16 protein-coding genes are annotated in these 16,675 nt (G+C 61.8%); 9 read left to right on the plus strand and 7 right to left on the minus strand.

All coding sequences use genetic code 11. The annotated features are described in order from the left end of the window. Positions 1-4 precede the first annotated feature (4 nt). From RHPLAN_RS35565 to RHPLAN_RS35575, 3 genes are all read left to right on the plus strand, one after another. A complete protein-coding gene (locus tag RHPLAN_RS35565; RefSeq protein WP_084246232.1) occupies positions 5-778 on the plus strand; it encodes an HvfC/BufC N-terminal domain-containing protein in 774 nt (257 codons plus the stop codon). A gap of 167 nt (positions 779-945) precedes the next feature. Then, positions 946-2,268, plus strand: coding sequence for an NAD(P)/FAD-dependent oxidoreductase (locus RHPLAN_RS35570; RefSeq protein ID WP_068028977.1), 1,323 nt, complete (start codon positions 946-948; stop codon positions 2,266-2,268). 23 nt (positions 2,269-2,291) lie between these two features. Continuing rightward, complete coding sequence (locus RHPLAN_RS35575) at positions 2,292-3,179, plus strand: LysR family transcriptional regulator (RefSeq protein WP_068028980.1); 888 nt, start codon at positions 2,292-2,294, stop codon at positions 3,177-3,179. Between the two features lie 32 nt (positions 3,180-3,211). On the opposite strand, the gene RHPLAN_RS35580 is transcribed toward RHPLAN_RS35575, so the two are convergent. The 4 genes from RHPLAN_RS35580 to RHPLAN_RS35595 all read right to left on the minus strand — a co-directional run bounded on the left by RHPLAN_RS35580 (position 3,212) and on the right by RHPLAN_RS35595 (position 5,828). Beyond that, positions 3,212-3,910: a peroxiredoxin-like family protein gene (locus RHPLAN_RS35580; protein ID WP_068028984.1), complete on the minus strand. Its 699-nt coding sequence runs from the start codon at positions 3,908-3,910 to the stop codon at positions 3,212-3,214. A gap of 184 nt (positions 3,911-4,094) precedes the next feature. Continuing rightward, complete coding sequence (locus RHPLAN_RS35585) at positions 4,095-4,574, minus strand: cupin domain-containing protein (RefSeq protein WP_157100694.1); 480 nt, start codon at positions 4,572-4,574, stop codon at positions 4,095-4,097. A 122-nt stretch (positions 4,575-4,696) separates the two neighbouring features. Beyond that, on the minus strand, positions 4,697-5,176 hold the full coding sequence (locus RHPLAN_RS35590; protein ID WP_068032374.1) for a DUF302 domain-containing protein: 480 nt from the start codon (positions 5,174-5,176) through the stop codon (positions 4,697-4,699). Positions 5,177-5,354: 178 nt separating this feature from the next. Beyond that, complete coding sequence (locus tag RHPLAN_RS35595; RefSeq protein WP_068028991.1) at positions 5,355-5,828, minus strand: DoxX family protein; 474 nt, start codon at positions 5,826-5,828, stop codon at positions 5,355-5,357. Between the two features lie 208 nt (positions 5,829-6,036). Between RHPLAN_RS35595 and RHPLAN_RS35600 the strand changes: the two genes are divergently transcribed. The 5 genes from RHPLAN_RS35600 (at position 6,037) to RHPLAN_RS35615 (ending at position 10,287) form a co-directional block, all read left to right on the plus strand. Beyond that, a complete protein-coding gene (locus RHPLAN_RS35600; RefSeq protein ID WP_068028993.1) occupies positions 6,037-6,861 on the plus strand; it encodes a 3-hydroxybutyrate dehydrogenase in 825 nt (274 codons plus the stop codon). Between the two features lie 59 nt (positions 6,862-6,920). Continuing rightward, positions 6,921-8,072 (plus strand): patatin-like phospholipase family protein, encoded by a 1,152-nt coding sequence (locus RHPLAN_RS35605; RefSeq protein ID WP_068028996.1) that lies wholly within the window; start codon positions 6,921-6,923, stop codon positions 8,070-8,072. Positions 8,073-8,088: 16 nt separating this feature from the next. After that, on the plus strand, positions 8,089-9,303 hold the full coding sequence (locus tag RHPLAN_RS35610) for an MFS transporter (RefSeq protein WP_442971798.1): 1,215 nt from the start codon (positions 8,089-8,091) through the stop codon (positions 9,301-9,303). Between the two features lie 229 nt (positions 9,304-9,532). Then, positions 9,533-9,703: a hypothetical protein gene (locus RHPLAN_RS40035; RefSeq protein WP_157100695.1), complete on the plus strand. Its 171-nt coding sequence runs from the start codon at positions 9,533-9,535 to the stop codon at positions 9,701-9,703. Between the two features lie 14 nt (positions 9,704-9,717). Further along, positions 9,718-10,287, plus strand: a complete 570-nt coding sequence (locus RHPLAN_RS35615; RefSeq protein ID WP_068029001.1) for a hypothetical protein — start codon at positions 9,718-9,720, stop codon at positions 10,285-10,287. Positions 10,288-10,448: 161 nt separating this feature from the next. Here the strand turns inward: RHPLAN_RS35615 and RHPLAN_RS35620 are convergent, their stop codons facing one another. Together RHPLAN_RS35620 and RHPLAN_RS35625 are read right to left on the minus strand one after the other, a co-directional pair. Next, on the minus strand, positions 10,449-12,044 hold the full coding sequence (locus RHPLAN_RS35620; protein WP_157100696.1) for a hypothetical protein: 1,596 nt from the start codon (positions 12,042-12,044) through the stop codon (positions 10,449-10,451). A gap of 40 nt (positions 12,045-12,084) precedes the next feature. Further along, positions 12,085-13,401 (minus strand): AAA family ATPase, encoded by a 1,317-nt coding sequence (locus RHPLAN_RS35625; RefSeq protein ID WP_198164632.1) that lies wholly within the window; start codon positions 13,399-13,401, stop codon positions 12,085-12,087. A 1,117-nt stretch (positions 13,402-14,518) separates the two neighbouring features. Between RHPLAN_RS35625 and RHPLAN_RS41135 the strand changes: the two genes are divergently transcribed. Next, positions 14,519-15,136, plus strand: coding sequence for a DUF7002 family protein (locus RHPLAN_RS41135; RefSeq protein WP_068029009.1), 618 nt, complete (start codon positions 14,519-14,521; stop codon positions 15,134-15,136). Positions 15,137-16,134: 998 nt separating this feature from the next. On the opposite strand, the gene RHPLAN_RS40040 is transcribed toward RHPLAN_RS41135, so the two are convergent. Beyond that, entirely contained in the window at positions 16,135-16,665 is a 531-nt protein-coding gene (locus RHPLAN_RS40040; RefSeq protein ID WP_157100698.1) for a helix-turn-helix domain-containing protein, read from the minus strand. Positions 16,666-16,675 lie beyond the last annotated feature (10 nt).

Genomic DNA, 16,675 nt, shown 5'->3' on the forward strand with positions numbered 1-16,675 from the left:
CGCCATGATCGCGCTATCCATCGAGAGCGGTCACGCCCAGCTTCAGCGCGACTTCGCCGAAGCGATCCTGTTCGACGACGCGCCGATCCCGGCAACGATCCGCTCGGCGTCCGGCCCGGCGCATGCCAGCCGCTTCGGCGTCTATCGCAACAATGTCATCTCTGGTCTGATCAATGCGCTCGCGGCGCGCTATCCGGTGACGCGGAAGCTGCTCTGGGACGATGCGTTCCACGCCGTGGCACGGCGTTACGTGGCCACGGAGCCGCCCCGCTCGCCGGTGATGTTCGAATACGGCGATGGCTTCCCACAGTTTCTCCGCGAAATCGGCCGGAGCACGGCATCTGATTACCTCGCCGACGTGGCTGAGCTCGAAGCGGCACGCACGCGCGCCTATCACGCGGCCGACGCCACGCCACTGCCGCGCGAAGCGTTTGCCGCCATCGCGCCGGAGGACTTGCCGGAGCTACGGCTTACGCTGCATCCGTCGGTCGTGCTGCTCGCATCGCGCTTTCCGGTGGTGAGCATCTGGGAGGCGAACCGGTCCGAGAACGACAATATGCTCCGCACCTGGAGGCCGGAATGCGCGCTGATCGCACGGCCATATGGGCAGGTCGAAGTCCGGCCGCTGTCGGTGGCCGTGCATGCTTTCGTGGCGGCGCTCGCCGATGGCTGCACGCTCGACACAGCGATTGCGAAAGGCGGCTCGGATTTCGACTTGGCCGAAGGCTTTGCCACGCTGATTTCCGCAGAGATCGTGAGGGACCCCGGGGCTCGATAGTGCGACACGGATGGCCCGCATCTCATTGACATGACGCGATTTCTTCGGCGCCTCGCCCGACGATAGCCGCTGGGTATGAAGCGCATAGGTGATGGAACCTTGTTCCGCGACACCATGGCTGTAGCAATGGCTAGGGATCGGTTTCGCCAAACGATCTGGAGCGGATTATGGATGAGACCCGGATTCACCAAAGCCGGAAATCACAAGTCGTGATCGTGGGCGCCGGCTTCGGCGGATTGTCGGCCGCCAAGGATCTCGCCAAGGCGCCGTTCGAGATCACACTGATCGACCGGAACAACCACCACCTGTTCCAGCCGCTGCTCTATCAGGTGGCGACCGCGGGCCTCTCGCCCGCCGACATTGCTTCGCCGATCCGCCACATCCTGAGCGGTCAACGCAATCTCAAGGTCATGCTCGGAGAGGTCACCGGAGTCGATCTCGGCCGCAAGGAGGTGATCGCCGACGGCCGGCGCGTGCCTTACGACTATCTCGTGCTTGGGACTGGCGCGCGGCATGCCTATTTCGGCCACGACGACTGGGCGGCGTTCGCGCCAGGTCTCAAGACGCTTGACGACGCAACCGCCTTGCGACGCCGCATCCTCTTGGCATTCGAGCGCGCCGAGACCGAGGATAATGCCGATGAGCGCGCGCGGCTTCTGACCTTCGTGGTGATCGGCGGTGGTCCAACCGGCGTCGAGGTCGCAGGCGCCATCGCCGAGCTTGCCAAGCGCGCGCTCGCCTCGGACTTCCGCTCGATCGATCCGCGCTGTGCGCGTATCATCCTGGTCGAAGCTGCTCCACGCGTGCTTGCGCCCTTCGATCAAACATTGTCGGATGCGGCGCGACATTCGCTCGAACAACTGGGCGTCGAAGTGCAGCTCGGCGCAGCGGTCACCCATTGCAGCGACGACGGCGTTCGCCTTGGCGACAGCTTCATCCCTGCGCGCACCATCATCTGGGCGGCCGGCGTGATGGCCTCGCCGGCCGGCCGTTGGCTCGGCGCCGAGACCGACCGCGCCGGCCGGGTCAAGGTCCGCGCCGACCTGTCGGTGCCCGGCCATCCCGAGGTGTTCGTGATCGGCGACACCGCCGCAGTCACCGATGCCAACGGCACGATACTGCCGGGTATTGCGCCGGTCGCCAAGCAGCAGGGCCAATACGTCGCCCGCGCTCTGATCGCCCGGCAGGACGGCCGCACTGTTCGGGCGTTCCGCTATCGCGACTACGGCATTCTCGCCACCATCGGCCGCTCGCGTGCGGTCGCGCAGTTCGGCAAGCTCAAGGTCACTGGCTTTCTGGCCTGGGCGCTGTGGAGCATCGCCCACGTCTACTTCCTGATCGGCTTCCGCAACCGGTTCGTCGTCGCGCTGAACTGGGCGTGGAGTTATCTCACGTTCGAGCGAGGGAGCCGTCTGATCACTGGACTGGACACGCTGCCCAGGGATAAGCGTCAGGGGTCGCGGACGGAGCTGCAGTCGAAGGCGAGCTGATCGCTCGTCCGGGGGGACTTCGAATGGAGATGCATCAGGTCCGGTACTTCCTGGCCGTCGCCCGGACGCTGAACTTCACGCGTGCGGCCGACGAGTGCAACGTGGCGCAACCGTCGCTGACGCGCGCCATCAAGCTTCTAGAAGGCGAGCTGGGCGGCGATCTTTTTCGGCGCGAGCGGCCACGCGCGATGCTGACGCCGCTCGGCGAGCGCATGTATCCGCTGCTTAAGCAGTGCTATGACAGCGCGCAGAGCGCCAAGGCGCTGGCCGCGATGATCAACGACGGTGAGGTCGGCGCGCTGAAGCTAGCGGTGTCGAGCAGCATCGAGCTTGGCCTGATTCTTTCGCAGGTCAGCGAACTGCGCAAAAGCTTCACCGAATTGGAGCTGAAGATCCTGCGCGGCACCGGCCCGCAGATCGTCGAATATCTCAAGGGCGGCGAGGCCGAGCTTGCGGTCGGCACGTCGATCGGCGAGGCCTGGGACCGGCTCGACAACTGGAAGCTGTTCGACGAATCCTTCGACATGGTGTTGAGCCGGATGCACCGTCTGGCGAGCCACGAAACCATCAGTCTCGACGATCTCAAGCCCGAGCGTTTCCTGCTGCGCAGCCACTGCGAAAAGTGCACCGACCTCGCCGCGATGCTGCGGGCGCAGGGCTTGAACGCCGACCATCGCCATGAGGTGTCGTCGGACCAGGACCTTTTGGCGCTGCTCGAAGCCAACATCGGCATCGGCTTTCTGCCACGCACCGTCAATGCGCCCCAGAGCCTGGTGCGCACCTCGGTAAAAGGCCTGGAACTCGGCCGCGCGGTGTCGCTCTACGGCGTCGCCGGCCGGCAGCGCTCACCAGTCGCTGCGACCTTCATGAAGATGCTGCGCGCCGCAAACTGGCCAAAGAGGACGGACTGAGGCGCACTACGCACCGGCTTCGAGGCCGGACGCTACTGCAGCGCCGCAATCAGATCCTCGATTGCCATGCGCTTGCGGTAATCCGGGTCGACGAACCTGTTCTTGATGCGGCCGTCTTGGCTGACCACGAAGGTCGCGGGGATCGGCAGCATCCAGCTGTCGTTGCCCTGATAGGCCGGAAGCGTCCGCCCGATCCGGATCATGAACTCTTCCATCTCGGTGCCGACCCAGATCGCAAGATTGAGTGACATGGCATAGCCGTTGTCCATGTCCGTCAGGATCGGAAAGCGAACGTGGGAATCGGCCTTCATCTCGGCCGCGAAGGGCTGCCGGTCCGGCACGATCGCCACCATGCGGGCGCCGAGCGCCTCGATCCGCGATTGCGCCCTGGCCAGCGTATTGATGCTGATGCGGCAATAAGGGCACCAGTGGCCACGGTGGAAGGTCACCACCGCAGGGCCGTGCACCAGCAGGTCTTTGAGGCTGACCAGATGACCGCTTTCGTCGGGCAGCGTGAACGGCGGCATGACGTCGCCGGTTTGCGGCGCCGACTCGCCGGCGTGATGCTCCCGCAGTCGCGAGACCAGGCGATCAACCGTGGACGCGTCCTCCGGATGCAGCTTGCGAGCCGCGTCGGCGAAAATGTCGAGGCGTTCGGCCATCGACCCATCGAGATCGCGGGCCTGCTGGAACGCTTGCCTCATGTCCGTCACCACGATTGGCGTGGTCATCGCTTGATGTCCTTATCCGGATCGCCGAGTCATAAGCGATCCTGTTTCGGCCTTGCCAGTCAAATCAGGCGGTTTTCGATAGCACCGGTCTATAAATGCCGGCGAGCACCGAAAAAGAGTGACGCCCCGTTTCGGGGCAAACGGAGCGTCACGATGCGACGGGGCTCGTTGGGGGGACGAACCGTCACATATGGTGGTCGTTCGGATCGTGCCGGACATCGCCGATGAACAGCACCACCGGCGCGTCGCTGAGATTCTTCCACCAATGCGAGGTGCCCTGCGTTTCGGGGCGAATATCGCCGGCTTTGTGCACGATCGGGCCCGCGCAGTTGCTGGCATATTCAATGATCTGGCCCTCGGCGACATAGATCAGGGCCGGACGGTCGTCATGGCTGTGCCACGGCACCACGCCGCCAGGCTGGATCACCATCTTGCGGAAGCGCAGCTCGCGGTCCTTGATCTTGGCCATCTCCTTGCCGAGATCGATCGCGCCAAGCGTGGTGTCGGTGACGCCGACGGGCTTAAAGTCGACCGCCTGGCGCGCGTTAGGCTTGCGCAGATCGGGCGGGCACTCGCCAGCCTGGGCAGCCACCACGGTGACGGCAAAAGCAGCCGAGGCCGCAGCCAGACGCAACAGGCCGCTCTTGGTTTCAAGCTTGAACATCTTCATCTCCTCTGTTCGATTAAAATGGTGCAATAGCTATTCAGTGATCCGATGATGGAACGCGCGCGTTCCGTTAGGAAATGCCGCTTCGCTCTGATCGCGATAGCGCTGCGCTATTTCGTCTAGGCTTTGACGCTCGACGTGATCGACGCGATCACCATCGAAGCCATCTTGAATTGATCAGTGCGATTGGCGATGCCGTGCCGCGCGGCGATCCAGGCGAAGTCGGTGTAGACGATCCACACCGCACCGGCATTATCCTCCGTCACCAAGAGGCGCACCGGCCAGTCGAGGCCGGCGTTGGGATTCGACGTGATGAATTGCGTGCCGAGCGGCGGATTGCCGAACACCAGCAGCGTCGATGGATTGAGCTTGATGCCGGCTTCGCCTGCGAGCTTTGTCTGGTCGATTTCGCTGAAGAACTTGATGCCTTTGGCGTCGATGTCCTGCTTCAAGCGCTCGATGGTCTCGGCAAAGCCGTACCCGCTTTTTATGCTGACAATACCGTCTTTTGATTTTGCGGCGGCGCCGGCCGCCGGGTTCACTGCAAGGGCCGCAGCCGCGACACCCGAAAGACGCAGGAATTTTGCTCTGCTTAGCATGGATTCATCCTCCGATGGCCGGCGCTTGATTGCGCCGAGCGATGCATCACAATGCTGCAATAGAACGATCGACTGAATTACCGTTGTTCTCTCGATCCGATAGCGCGCGTGCATCAGCCAGCACAAAAAGGAAAGCCGCCAAGCGCAGTCGCGCTCGGCGGCTTTGTGGGCGTTGAGCTCAAGCGTGCGCGTTTCGAGGCGCGGCAGCCTGCATGCGCGGAAATCTATTCGATACCAGGTGATCGATCGAGACCGCACCGGGTCCGCGCGCGATGATCAGCGTCAGCAGCGACAACCACAGAATATGCTCGGGCCAGCCGCCCGGCACGACGAAGAGTTGGATCACGAGCGTCATGCCGAACAATCCGAGCGCCGAAATCCGTGACGCCAGGCCCACGACCAGCAGCACCGAGAAGACGTGTTCGCCGAAGGTGCTGAGATAGGCCGCGAGATCCGGCGGCAGCAGCGGCACCTTGTACTCTTCACGGAACAGATAGAACGTCTCCTCGCGGATCGAGAAGCCATTCACCTTGGTCCGGGCCGAACGCCAGAACACGTCGGCGACCGCGACGCGCGACGCCAGCGCGATCAAGCTATAGGGAATTCGCTCGGCCAGATCGCGGCCTTTCTCCAGAACATCTTGGATGACCATCGAAGTCTCCTGCTTTGAGCTGTGATGCACCCCAGCAAACACAAACGCCCGTCTTTGCAAAAATACCGATTGGCGATGTGCGCGATAGCGCACGTCTATCCGGCTCTTCGTTAGCCCGGAGCTATCGTCGACGTAGCCAATCGGCATTTTCCGCGCGTTCGCGGCTCGGGCATTTTCGCGCCAACGCCTTACGCAAGGGACGTCGACCATGAATATTCAAGCGCCGCTTCCGCTCGATCAAACCACCCGGCCGCTCGCGGGCCGCGTCTCGCTCGTCAGCGGTTCGACCAGCGGCATCGGGCTGGGCATCGCCCGCGCGCTCGCCGCGGCGGGCTCAGCCGTCGTGCTCAACGGTTTCGGCAAGCCCGAGGACATCGCCGAGACCCAGGCCAGGATCGGCTCCGAATTTGGCGTCCGGGTGCGCTATTCGGGTGCCGATATGTCGAAACCCACGCCCATTGCCGAGATGATCGCGATGGCACTCGACGCGTTCGGCCGGCTCGACATCCTGGTCAACAATGCCGGCATCCAGCATGTCGCGCCGCTCGAGCAATTCCCGGTCGAGAAGTGGGACGCGGTCCTCGCCATCAATCTTTCATCGGCCTTTCACACCACGCGCCTGGCTCTACCGGCGATGCGCAAGAACAACTTCGGCCGCATCATCAACATCGCCTCAGCGCACGGCCTCGTCGCCTCGCCGTTCAAGGCCGCCTATGTGGCGGCCAAGCACGGCATGATCGGCCTCACCAAGGTCACGGCGCTGGAAGCTGCCGAAGCCAACATCACCTGCAACGCGATCTGCCCAGGCTATGTCTACACGCCGCTGGTCGAGGCGCAGATCGAGGGCCAAGCCAAGGCGCACGGCATTCCGCGCGAGCAGGTGATCCGCGACGTGCTTCTGTCGCAGCAACCCAACAAGCGCTTTGCCACCGTCGAAGAGCTCGGCGCGCTTTCGGCTTTTCTGGCAAGCGACGCGGCTGCCTCCATCACCGGCGCGGCATTGCCGGTCGATGGCGGCTGGACCGCGCATTGAGAGGCCGCCCGGCCCACCTCCGGGCGGCCTCTCACCACGACAACCAGAGGGAGGAGATCATGGAAAGCAAGGTCACGACACTCGCCGACGCATGCCGCAGGGAGCAACCGAAGGAACGGCAGATCGTGCTGGTGCTGCAGGGCGGCGGCGCGCTCGGTGCCTATCAGGCCGGCGTCTATCACGCGCTGCACGAGCACGGCATCGAACCGGACTGGATCATCGGCACATCGATCGGCGCTATCAATGCGAGCCTGATCGGTGGCAACCCGCCAGCCGAGCGGCTCGATAAACTCAAGGAATTCTGGACTCGTATGGCGTATCGGCCGCCGTTCGCGGTGCCGGCTTGGACCGGCGTTTCGGACACCATCGCGTACTGGAAGACTTTGCTGCGCGGCATTCCGGCCTTCTTCGAGCCTAACGCCGGCGCGTTCCTCGGCACCCATGTGCCACTTGGTGCTGACAGCGCAGGCTTCTACTCCACCTCACCGCTCAGGGAGACGCTCACTGAACTCGTCGACTTCGAGCTGATCAACCGGTGCAAGCCGCGCATCACGGTCGGCGCGGCGCACGTGCGCACCAGCGAGATGCGCTACTTCGACAGCCGCGACGGCGAGATCGGCGTCGAGCACATCATGGCGTCGGGCGCGCTGCCGCCGGCGTTCCCAGCCGTGCGCATCGGCGGCGAGCTCTATTGGGACGGCGGCATCCTATCCAACACGCCAACCGAAGCGATCTTCGACGACAACCCGCGAAAGAATTCGCTGATTTTCGCTGTGCATCTCTGGAACCCGATGGGCCAGGAGCCCAGCACCATCTGGGAGGTGCTGAACCGCCACAAGGACATCCAGTATTCCAGCCGCGTCGCGAGCCACATCGCTCGGCAACGGCAGCTGCATCACATGCGCCACATCATCAACGAGCTTGCAAACCTCTTGCCCGACGATGTGCGCAACACCGCCGAGGCGAAGGCTCTCACGGCCTATGGTTGCCCGACCGTCATGCACGTGGTGCGGCTGCTCGCGCCGCAACTCGAGAACGAGAACCACACCAAGGACGTCGACTTCAGCCCGGCAAGCATCCGGACGCGCTGGCAGGCGGGATACGAAAACACCATGCACGCTCTCAGCCAGGCGCCGTGGGAGGTCGAGACCGATCCGCTGGATGGCGTGATCCTGCACGAGCCGAACGTCGTGCTCGAAGCCGCCGAATAGCACAAGGGGCAGCGCCATGCCGCCGATGACCGACACCCTGACTGCGCATATGCCGATGCACGATGGGGCCGGCCACGTGCTGCGCCGAACCGTCATCATCGGGCTGACAGCGTTCCTCACAGTGGTCGACCTGTTCGCGACTCAGGCGATCCTGCCGTCACTTGCCGCCGCCTATCGGGTGTCGCCCGCCGCCATGGGGTTTGCCGTCAACGCCAGCACCCTGGGCATGGCGATCGCGGGGCTCACCGTGGCGTTGTTCAGCCAGAAGATCGACCGCCGGCTTGGCATTCTGATCAGCCTCTGCGTGCTCGCAATCCCGACATCGCTGCTCGCTGTTGCGCCAAATCTCGCGACTTTCACGGTGCTACGTGTTGCGCAGGGGCTCTGCATGGCCTCGGCCTTCACGCTGACGTTGGCCTATCTCGGTGAGGAATGCAGCGCCATGGCCGCAGGCGGCGCGTTTGCGGCCTACATCACCGGAAACGTGGCGAGCAATCTCATCGGCCGACTGGTCTCCGCCGGAGTGGCCGATCATCTCGGGCTCGCAGCCAATTTCTATTTCTTTGCCGCGCTCAATCTCGCCGGCGCCGTGCTGGTCTATTTTACCATTCGCACCACCATGCCGATGGACGAGCGCCCGCAAACAGCGCCCTCGCCGTTAGCCGCATGGGCCGCACACCTGCGCAATCCGGCGCTGCGCGCGAGCTTCGGCATCGGCTTCTGCATCCTGTTCGCCTTCATCGGCACCTTCACTTACGTGAACTTCGTGCTTGTCCGCGAGCCGCTGTCGCTCAGCAGGATGGAGCTTGGCTTAGTCTATTTCGTATTCCTGCCGCCGGTCGCAACCACACCATTCGCGGGCGCGATGGTTCAGCGCATCGGCACGCGAGCGACGTGCGGGGCCGCACTGGCGCTGGCGGGTCTCGGCTTGCCGCTGTTGTTGCTTCCCAGTCTCAAGGCTGTACTCGTTGGATTGATGCTCATCGGGATCGGCACGTTCTTCGCCCAAGCGGCAGCGACTGGCTTCGTCGGACGTGCGGCAACCGTCGACCGCGGCTCGGCGAGTGGCATTTACCTTGCCAGCTACTTCTCCGGTGGCCTGATCGGCAGCGCCGTGCTTGGGCAGCTATACGATCGGTTTGGTTGGCCCGCTTGCGTGATTGGGATCGCCCTGTCGCTTGCCGCAGCCGCTGCCTCGACGGTTTGGCTCAAAATCCGTGATTCCGATTGAGCTAATGCAAGGACCAATCACCAGGGGGCCCTTGGGCTAACGAGATCGATTGGAACTGCTGGAAGGGTTGGGGTGCTTCCCTGGTGATGCCCCAAGCTTGTGGCAGCTAGCGGCGTGCGCAATTCAAGAAAAATTCTGGAACATCGTCAGGCGTTTGGCCGCGACTCACGAAGATGCAAAACCACCGACCTCAAGATTGGTCATCACGTGACCATCGGCGCCGTAGCGGTTGGCGTCCGCCGGAGAAAATGCTGTCGAGAAATCCACGAATGCGTCGCGCTTCGCAGGTCAGTCGATCAAATTGCCTTCCAGCTGCTTCGGCGAGTTTAGCTTGCCGGTCATCGGGCGGTTGATCAACGGCAAGCTGTCCGCGCTGCGCTCGATGTTCGGCGAGGAATAGTAGGAGGTCTACACGTGAGCGGCGAGCCGAAAGACGACAAGCCGTCGCAACCGATGACGCCGGAAATCGCGCTTGAGATGCTTGACGGCGCCACGTACGAGCAAGCCGCGGCTGCAGTTGCAGAGCGGGTGCGCGTTAGCAAACTGGCTAGGAAGGTCCAAGGCAAACCCATCGAGAAGTGGCCGGACTTCGTGATGCAATGGGACGACAACCCGAGCTCGTTCCACTTCTCGCAGGACGGACTGGGGCCAGGAAAGCTAGACCTCAAAGAGATCGGGCTGTTCGTGGCCAGGCTAAGCAGCCTTGATGCCGTTTTGCAAAAATACAATTTGCGCACGCCTGACGAGGTGTGGTCGGTCGGCGACAAGTTCAAAGCGGCGAAAGTGATCGTCCATGCGAGCGAGGGCAGGAAATTTTCGCCCGTCTGGATAGCCCCGACTAGCGGGAGCGAGGTTTGCTTGGTCGGCGGCAACCACCGGCTCGCTATCGCGCGCGCCAAGGGCGTCGAGACGCTGCCGCTGATTTATCACAAGAAGGATTTCACTAAGCTCAAGCCGCTATTCCCTGAGTTGAGCAGCGATTAGAAATTTATGGCGAAGCCGTCATAACAGCGGTGGCCTCGCTGCTACGACTGCGGTTGCTGCGCTAGCTTCGCAGACCGGCGACTGCGTACAGCTGTGGACTGAATGATTACATCACACAGCATGGGGCCCAGGGAACGGGAAGAAAAGGTGCGAAGCGTGCCTTAGAAGCCGTCATCGTCGTCTTCCCGTTCGCCGCCTGAAGTGAGCCGGTCCGGGATCCTGGCCCACCACGGGAAGATGGTGCCCAAGTCGAAGGGATATTGGTTGCGCGGACGCTTCTGCCCTTTTGTGGTGTCGCGAAAAATCTCACGCAAGTCCCAGTCGGCGTATTCGGTGCGAGACGCTTTCAGCGCGTTGAGTAGCGTGCCCGGAGTCGCGCGAGAGAAGATGGATTCGAGGTGCTGTATTGCGACGAACATGATGTGCCGCTTGTCTTCCTCGATGAGGTCCGGATCAGCCGCGGCGAGCTCTTGCGCCAGCTCGAACACCTTCTTCTGAAGCGGGCCCTTGAAGGCGAGGAACGTGTCGAGCGTGATTATCATACCATACGCTTCGAGCGCGATGTCCTCGCTGATGAGCTTGCGGCGCGCGTGCGAGAAGAAGCGCCAAATCTGCACCACTCCTTCAGCCATCTGCTCATACTGGTGGTTCTGCGACGCGAAGGGGTCGTCCGCGAACTGCGCGAGGTAATTCAGCTTGGTGGCCTTGCATTCTGCGACGATGACGACTTGGCCTGCGTGGTTTACCAGAACGTCGGGCGTGTCGATGGGCTTGCTCCCCGTGCCATAGCGATAGGCCCGACTGACGCCGAACTCGGGGAATGTCCGCTTGACGAGCTCGAAGCAGTATTCCTCGAAGCGCTCGTTCGCTTCCCTTAGCAGCTTCTGCCCGCCCTGGATCAAGTCGTAGTAGAGCCCGCTGGTGACGCGCAGCAGGATTAGCTCCGGGATCGGCGCGAAGAATCCGTCGTCCTTGGGCGTCGCTATCAGCGGGTATTGACGCAGCATGCTTGGCAGGTAGGCAATCGGCAGCCGCCGGCCGTGGTTTTTGTTGCTTTGCGCGATCAATTCCGCCGTCTTGCGCTTGATTTCGGGGAGCGGTGCGGCGAGGAGCGGCAAGGCCTTCTGCACCATGTCGTTTGTTAGGCCGTACTCTTCTAGCGAGGTGTGCCGCCGCACTTGGACGCTCGCTTGGAAAGTCGCGTACCACGCGAAGCCGGCGAACATCATGTCCTGCACGGATACGCCGTGCTTGGACTCGAAATGCTCGGCACATTTACCCTGGCCGTAGATGAATCCGTAGCGGAAGATCTGGTTGTGGTTGAGATAGCCGCGCTGCCAATGAAACGTCCGCTGCGCAATGCGGTGCAATTCGCTGAGCACGTCGGCCGGGTCGCTCCGCAGGCCGTATTCGAGGTTCTCCACATTCCGCAGCCGGTTGACGATTTCGGCCATCGCGCCAAATACAGCGCAGTTTAGAATTTGGTTGCGGCCGTCGCGCCTGGGCGTCTTGGGCACGAGGAAGAGCTGGATGAGGATGGTTTCGAGCTCCCAGCGGTGGATGGAAAATTTGTCGCCGGGGACCGCGTTAGCGGCCTCGGCCGGAAAGGTGATGTGCTGGCGCGCGTAGTGGGCGCGACCGCTCTGGAGCGCGTCGATTGCCCAGACCATTTTTAAGAAGGCGAAATCGTCCGCCTTCGACAGGAGGCTGTGCAGCTTTTTCAAATTGAGCCGAAAGCCAGTATCACTATCACGCATGGGAACTTGGCCGGCGTCTGGCGCTCCCTAAATGGGTCGGCTATTGGCGCGATCGAATGATGTTCGTCTCGGGCATGTGGCCTAGCGTACCCGGATTGCGGCCGTCGAGCGGGTGGTCGTTTCCGAGCTGAACGCCGCGCGCCTCCGCGCGAAGCCGGACGTAGCCGCGCACCACGGCCTCGTTGAACTCGTACCATCCCTGGCGCGTCGCCTTCAGAATGCCGGCATGCGAGACCTTCTTCAGAGAGTTCATGCGCTGATTGAACGTCTCGCGCGGCAGCGGTTCCTCGCCCAGGTTGCGCATGATGCGGACGTAGCTGTTGTAGATGTCGGTGCTGCGGCGCTTGAGCTGCGAGTCGTCGGCCACGGCCCACAAGACGCTCTCATAGTCAGCCTTGTACTTGAGCGAGGCCTTCTCGTAGATCGCCTTCAGGTGAGGCTCGATGTCGATAACAGCCTTCTTCACGGCCTCCGAATAGTGCCAGGGCATCGTGGTAACCACGGCCTCGGCGTCCTCGAACACCTGCCACAGGAGCTTTTCGGTGATGAGGTGGATGTAATGCGGGAAGCCGTCGCTGATGAGCGCGATGCGGTAGGCCGTGTTCATCTCCACGTCCAGCCCGAACGCCTGGGTCGCCTTGCTGATGATGTCGAGGCGCGGCTGAAGCGCCAGCCGTTCGAGCGGGGCCGCGGTGAGGTAGCGGTAGCAGGAGTGGTGCGCGTCCAGTAGGTCACTGAGCGAAGCACCGATGCCGCAGAACAGCAGGCGCAACGGCACCGACTGGTCGCCGCACTGCTTGATGAAGTCCGCGAAGAGCATGCGCTCGGCCGGATCGTGGATGCGCTCGAACTCGTCGATGACGACGACGGGCTGGTCGGCGTACTGGTCGGCGAGATAGCCGACTACGGAAATTGCGTCATCGACCGATTTGAAGTCGGGGATGGCGCCGTGCTGGATCGTCTTCTGGAATTCGGCGGACACGAAGCCTTGCCAGCCGGCAGACCCCTTCGCCTGCCTGGTGAACAGCGTCGCGGTCGGGTCGCCGGAGCGCAGCCGCGTCGATAGACTCCGCATGATGCTGTAGAACGTCGAGGAATTGTCGCAGCCCAGCAATATCGGCGCGCTCTTGGCGGTGTGATGCTCAAGCGCGGCCGTCTGCGCGAGTGAGGTCTTTCCGACGCCTCGGTCCCCATGGATGAAGACGTGCCGGCCAGGCTGCACGAAGGCGCGCCGGATGTCTTCGAGGATGCGCCCTCGCCCGAGCAAGAACTCAGGGCTGCGGATAGGCGTAGTTGGCGTCAGAAGCAATGGCAGCTTCTGCTCAAACGCCTGACGGGTGTAGCCTGCAATGGTCATCTGCCACCGGCCGCGACTCAGCTGCCAGCTAGCATAAGCAGGGGTGCAACAGGTTCCGAGTCGGAATCCGGCTGGTCCCCGCATTCCACTTGAAAACTTTCAAGCGGGCGGCACGCGTTAAAGGGCGGTTTAGTGGCTTTTGCGCGATGCTCGCGGCTGGCTCGGACGGTCCCCGACAGGGCATTTCCGAACCTGGAGCACAGCAAGCTCACTCGTCACGCATCCGGTCGCTATCTGGAGATCGGACATGTCGTAACGGTGAGGGATTGGATCACCGATTGCCATTCCCGCCATGTCGGAACGCGGACACACAAAGGCGGACCAGATGGCGCTGCCCTTCTATACCTCCCAGCATCGAACAGATCCCCGCTGTTGATCGCAAACGGGGCGAAGCGGACATGTTGAATTTATTAGAATAAGCCCTGGTGAGTCATCATCGGTTTTTTTCTCGTCAGAATGCGCCACATCGCTGGGCAGCTGCAGTGTATTGCCGTTTTAGGCGGTTGTACGTCTGCTCATGCATTCCCTTTGGTCTTGGTGGCAGGGATCTTGTCAACTCAAAGTCACCCCCAAGCCTCATCAGAATTTTCCGCGCTCTACCCAGCCCGCGAAGTCTGACGGACTCGAGTTGGCTGGCGTAGCCCAAATCATAGCAGCGCCGACACGCGAAGCCTGCGATTCCGCCGAGGTACAGTATGGCAACCCTGCGGCCGCAATATTGCTCGTGCGAAAACGCGGTGCAGCGAAACCAAGGTCGGCCTCCGCCGAGAGTGCACGCTGTCCAAACGACGGGGACCTGCTGCTCGATCGCCCGCGAGCCACCGCCCTCGTCATCTGTTACGATGAACGCCAAGACCACAGTACCTGCATCGACCCGAACTGAAATAGTCCCGAGTTGCTCCCTGTCTCGTTCCCAGCTGAGTTGAAAGGCAAGACCCGGAGTGAGTTGGTTACGTCGTCGAAGTAGCCGGACGTCGATCGATTGGCACATCTCGCATGTTGGCCGAGAAACCATCATATTTTCCCTGTCGAAATCATTAGGAAAATTTGGCGTAGAGACTCCACGCGCGAAGTCGCGATCGCAGAGCGGCGCGGCCCTTCCACTTCGAATGATCCTATGGCTCTAGATGTACACGCGTTCGCTCAACTTCGACCCGCGCTGTTCCACTACACGGCGCGGGCCAACCTAGACTGCATCCGAGGCGAGCGCACGCTTTATAGCGTGAGGGCGCTGAAGCCAAATGGTTCTGCGGTGAGGCGTGCCTCGACGGTCACGCTGTCGCTAAATGGTAGGCCGGTTGTTGTGCGCGACCAGCGGTCGCTACAGCGAGGACACGTCGAGCTGATCGGTGACTGGACCTGGGAAACTCTGTTGAGCGAGCTTGATGCCCGCGTGTTCTTCTGGCCCGGGACCCGGGAAGCGCCGATCGGCTACGGCCAGAGGCTGGCGGGACGTTACCGGGCCGACGATCAAGTATTGCTGCGAGTTGTCTTACTCGATTTGCTCAAGGCAAACGGAGATCGTCCACCGCACTTCTGTCGTTACAATTCGGGAGCACCGCGGACCGTGGCGGGCCGAGCCAGTCCGCGTGGACCAGATACTTTTCAGCGTGCGTGCCGCGTGACGTACCCGCCGGGTAGTGTCGCGGAGGTCTCCTTTCTAGACCGCGTCATACTGCCTGCCAACGCCGAGTGCCAAGACGTGGCTGGCCTCTGGACGCCTCTGTTCTCGTAAATGATTACCAGCGTCCCGTCGCGCACAGGCTGCCGGCTGGCCCTTCGAGACACGCTACGTAGCCCCCATGTCGTATCACGGTACGGGGGCAGACTTTTTATGCGGCGATCCCACGCGCGCGCCTACTCAACATGAATTGTCGAGGAATAGACAAGCCGAGGACCCGCCTTGATCTCCTCGATGGAGCCGTTTCTATAGTCGGGCGTGATAGAGATCTCGATCGGATAGGTGTCTGAGGTCATAGGCTTGCTGTGAAATGAAAAAGGGCCGGCTGAAAATCTTCGTTCTCTGACAGCAACTATAAATCCGACAACACCTCGCGAGTCCGTAGCGCCCATGCAGTCCCCTTCGCATGCTGGTAACCCGCGGGCCAGACGCTGCTGCGCATCTGGTAGCCAAGGTTTCTTTATATTGACAAACAGCAGCGTCCCGTCAGGTACGTCAGTGTAACCGCTTATCGTCGGAAATTGGCCTCCGCTTACCGAAAGCCTGAAGCTGTAGGCCCAGGCGCTAGCCGCGAACCCGCTGGCGAGAGTGACCATCGCCAGAACTCTGATACCGCTTATGCAATTCATACTCAGCTCCCCGTCCTGGTGATCGGGGAGTTGGAAATTCCGCAGTTAAGGGAACGCTGCGGTCTTTAGCCTTTCGGCCTGAACATGCACCGCAGCCTCCCCGACCGTAGGGTCGAGGAGTGCGGATCACGACCGCACAACAACGTAACTGCGGGGTTTCCACGCCCCGGAGCGGCCATTTCGGCGGCCCCGATCGAGACAATACCGGAAGCAGGGACAGAATTACATGGGGTACTCAGGCCGCGCGCCGTCAAAAACTACCGCTTGGAAGCGACGCACGCGACCGCTGGACCGGCGGGTCCGCAGGCGGGCCATCGCGAAACCCGGCCTCAAACCGGAGCGCAAGGGATTCGAAACGCAGCCGGTCCTTTTGTTAATGCGGCTTCCCTCGGTAGTCCCACATCCGCACTTCCTAAGCGGTTACTATGAGGTTCTTCCTGTGGGCTCGCAGTCTTTCTGTTGCAAGTCCGCAGGATTATCCTTGCGAGCTCGCAGGATTTTGCCTCTTGGAGATGTGCGGCGCTTCAAAGTCATCGGGTCAGTCTCCAGATGCCCCAACTTCATCCGGTAACGATTTGATGTTTTGCGACCGCGGCCATGAACGACTTCAATTAGGGCGAGCGATTCCAGCGTTTGCAAAGCCCGCCATACAGTCGAGCAATTTCGGTTTGTGTCGGTAGCCAAACGTTCGATGGCCGGCCAAGCTTCTCTGGTTTTTGAGTTGAAGTATCGGGAAAGGGCAATGGCAACCGCATATGTCGCGCCAGACAGATTAGGATAGCTTGCGCATATCAAGAGCCAACCCTCTTTCGCCTGTTGGAAGCCACCGTTCTTGGACTGCTTAGCGTTCGCCTCGGACATCAGATCGTGCTGCGGCAACTGGGCAGGACTCGCGCCTGCAAATCTCGGAGCTGCACGCATTGGAAAGCTTTGTACAAGGCGACCATCAGTCACTATTCGCCAT

The organism is Rhodoplanes sp. Z2-YC6860 (genome assembly GCF_001579845.1).
GTDB lineage: Bacteria > Pseudomonadota > Alphaproteobacteria > Rhizobiales > Xanthobacteraceae > Z2-YC6860.

Coding starts and splice junctions, on each gene's coding strand:
- RHPLAN_RS35565 (WP_084246232.1), top strand. CDS start 5: ATGATCGCGCTATCCATCGAGAGCGGTCACGCCCAGCTTCAGCGCGAC.
- RHPLAN_RS35570 (WP_068028977.1), top strand. CDS start 946: ATGGATGAGACCCGGATTCACCAAAGCCGGAAATCACAAGTCGTGATC.
- RHPLAN_RS35575 (WP_068028980.1), top strand. CDS start 2,292: ATGGAGATGCATCAGGTCCGGTACTTCCTGGCCGTCGCCCGGACGCTG.
- RHPLAN_RS35580 (WP_068028984.1), bottom strand. CDS start 3,910: ATGACCACGCCAATCGTGGTGACGGACATGAGGCAAGCGTTCCAGCAG.
- RHPLAN_RS35585 (WP_157100694.1), bottom strand. CDS start 4,574: ATGTTCAAGCTTGAAACCAAGAGCGGCCTGTTGCGTCTGGCTGCGGCC.
- RHPLAN_RS35590 (WP_068032374.1), bottom strand. CDS start 5,176: ATGCTAAGCAGAGCAAAATTCCTGCGTCTTTCGGGTGTCGCGGCTGCG.
- RHPLAN_RS35595 (WP_068028991.1), bottom strand. CDS start 5,828: ATGGTCATCCAAGATGTTCTGGAGAAAGGCCGCGATCTGGCCGAGCGA.
- RHPLAN_RS35600 (WP_068028993.1), top strand. CDS start 6,037: ATGAATATTCAAGCGCCGCTTCCGCTCGATCAAACCACCCGGCCGCTC.
- RHPLAN_RS35605 (WP_068028996.1), top strand. CDS start 6,921: ATGGAAAGCAAGGTCACGACACTCGCCGACGCATGCCGCAGGGAGCAA.
- RHPLAN_RS35610 (WP_442971798.1), top strand. CDS start 8,089: ATGCCGCCGATGACCGACACCCTGACTGCGCATATGCCGATGCACGAT.
- RHPLAN_RS35620 (WP_157100696.1), bottom strand. CDS start 12,044: ATGCGTGATAGTGATACTGGCTTTCGGCTCAATTTGAAAAAGCTGCAC.
- RHPLAN_RS35625 (WP_198164632.1), bottom strand. CDS start 13,401: ATGACCATTGCAGGCTACACCCGTCAGGCGTTTGAGCAGAAGCTGCCA.
- RHPLAN_RS41135 (WP_068029009.1), top strand. CDS start 14,519: ATGGCTCTAGATGTACACGCGTTCGCTCAACTTCGACCCGCGCTGTTC.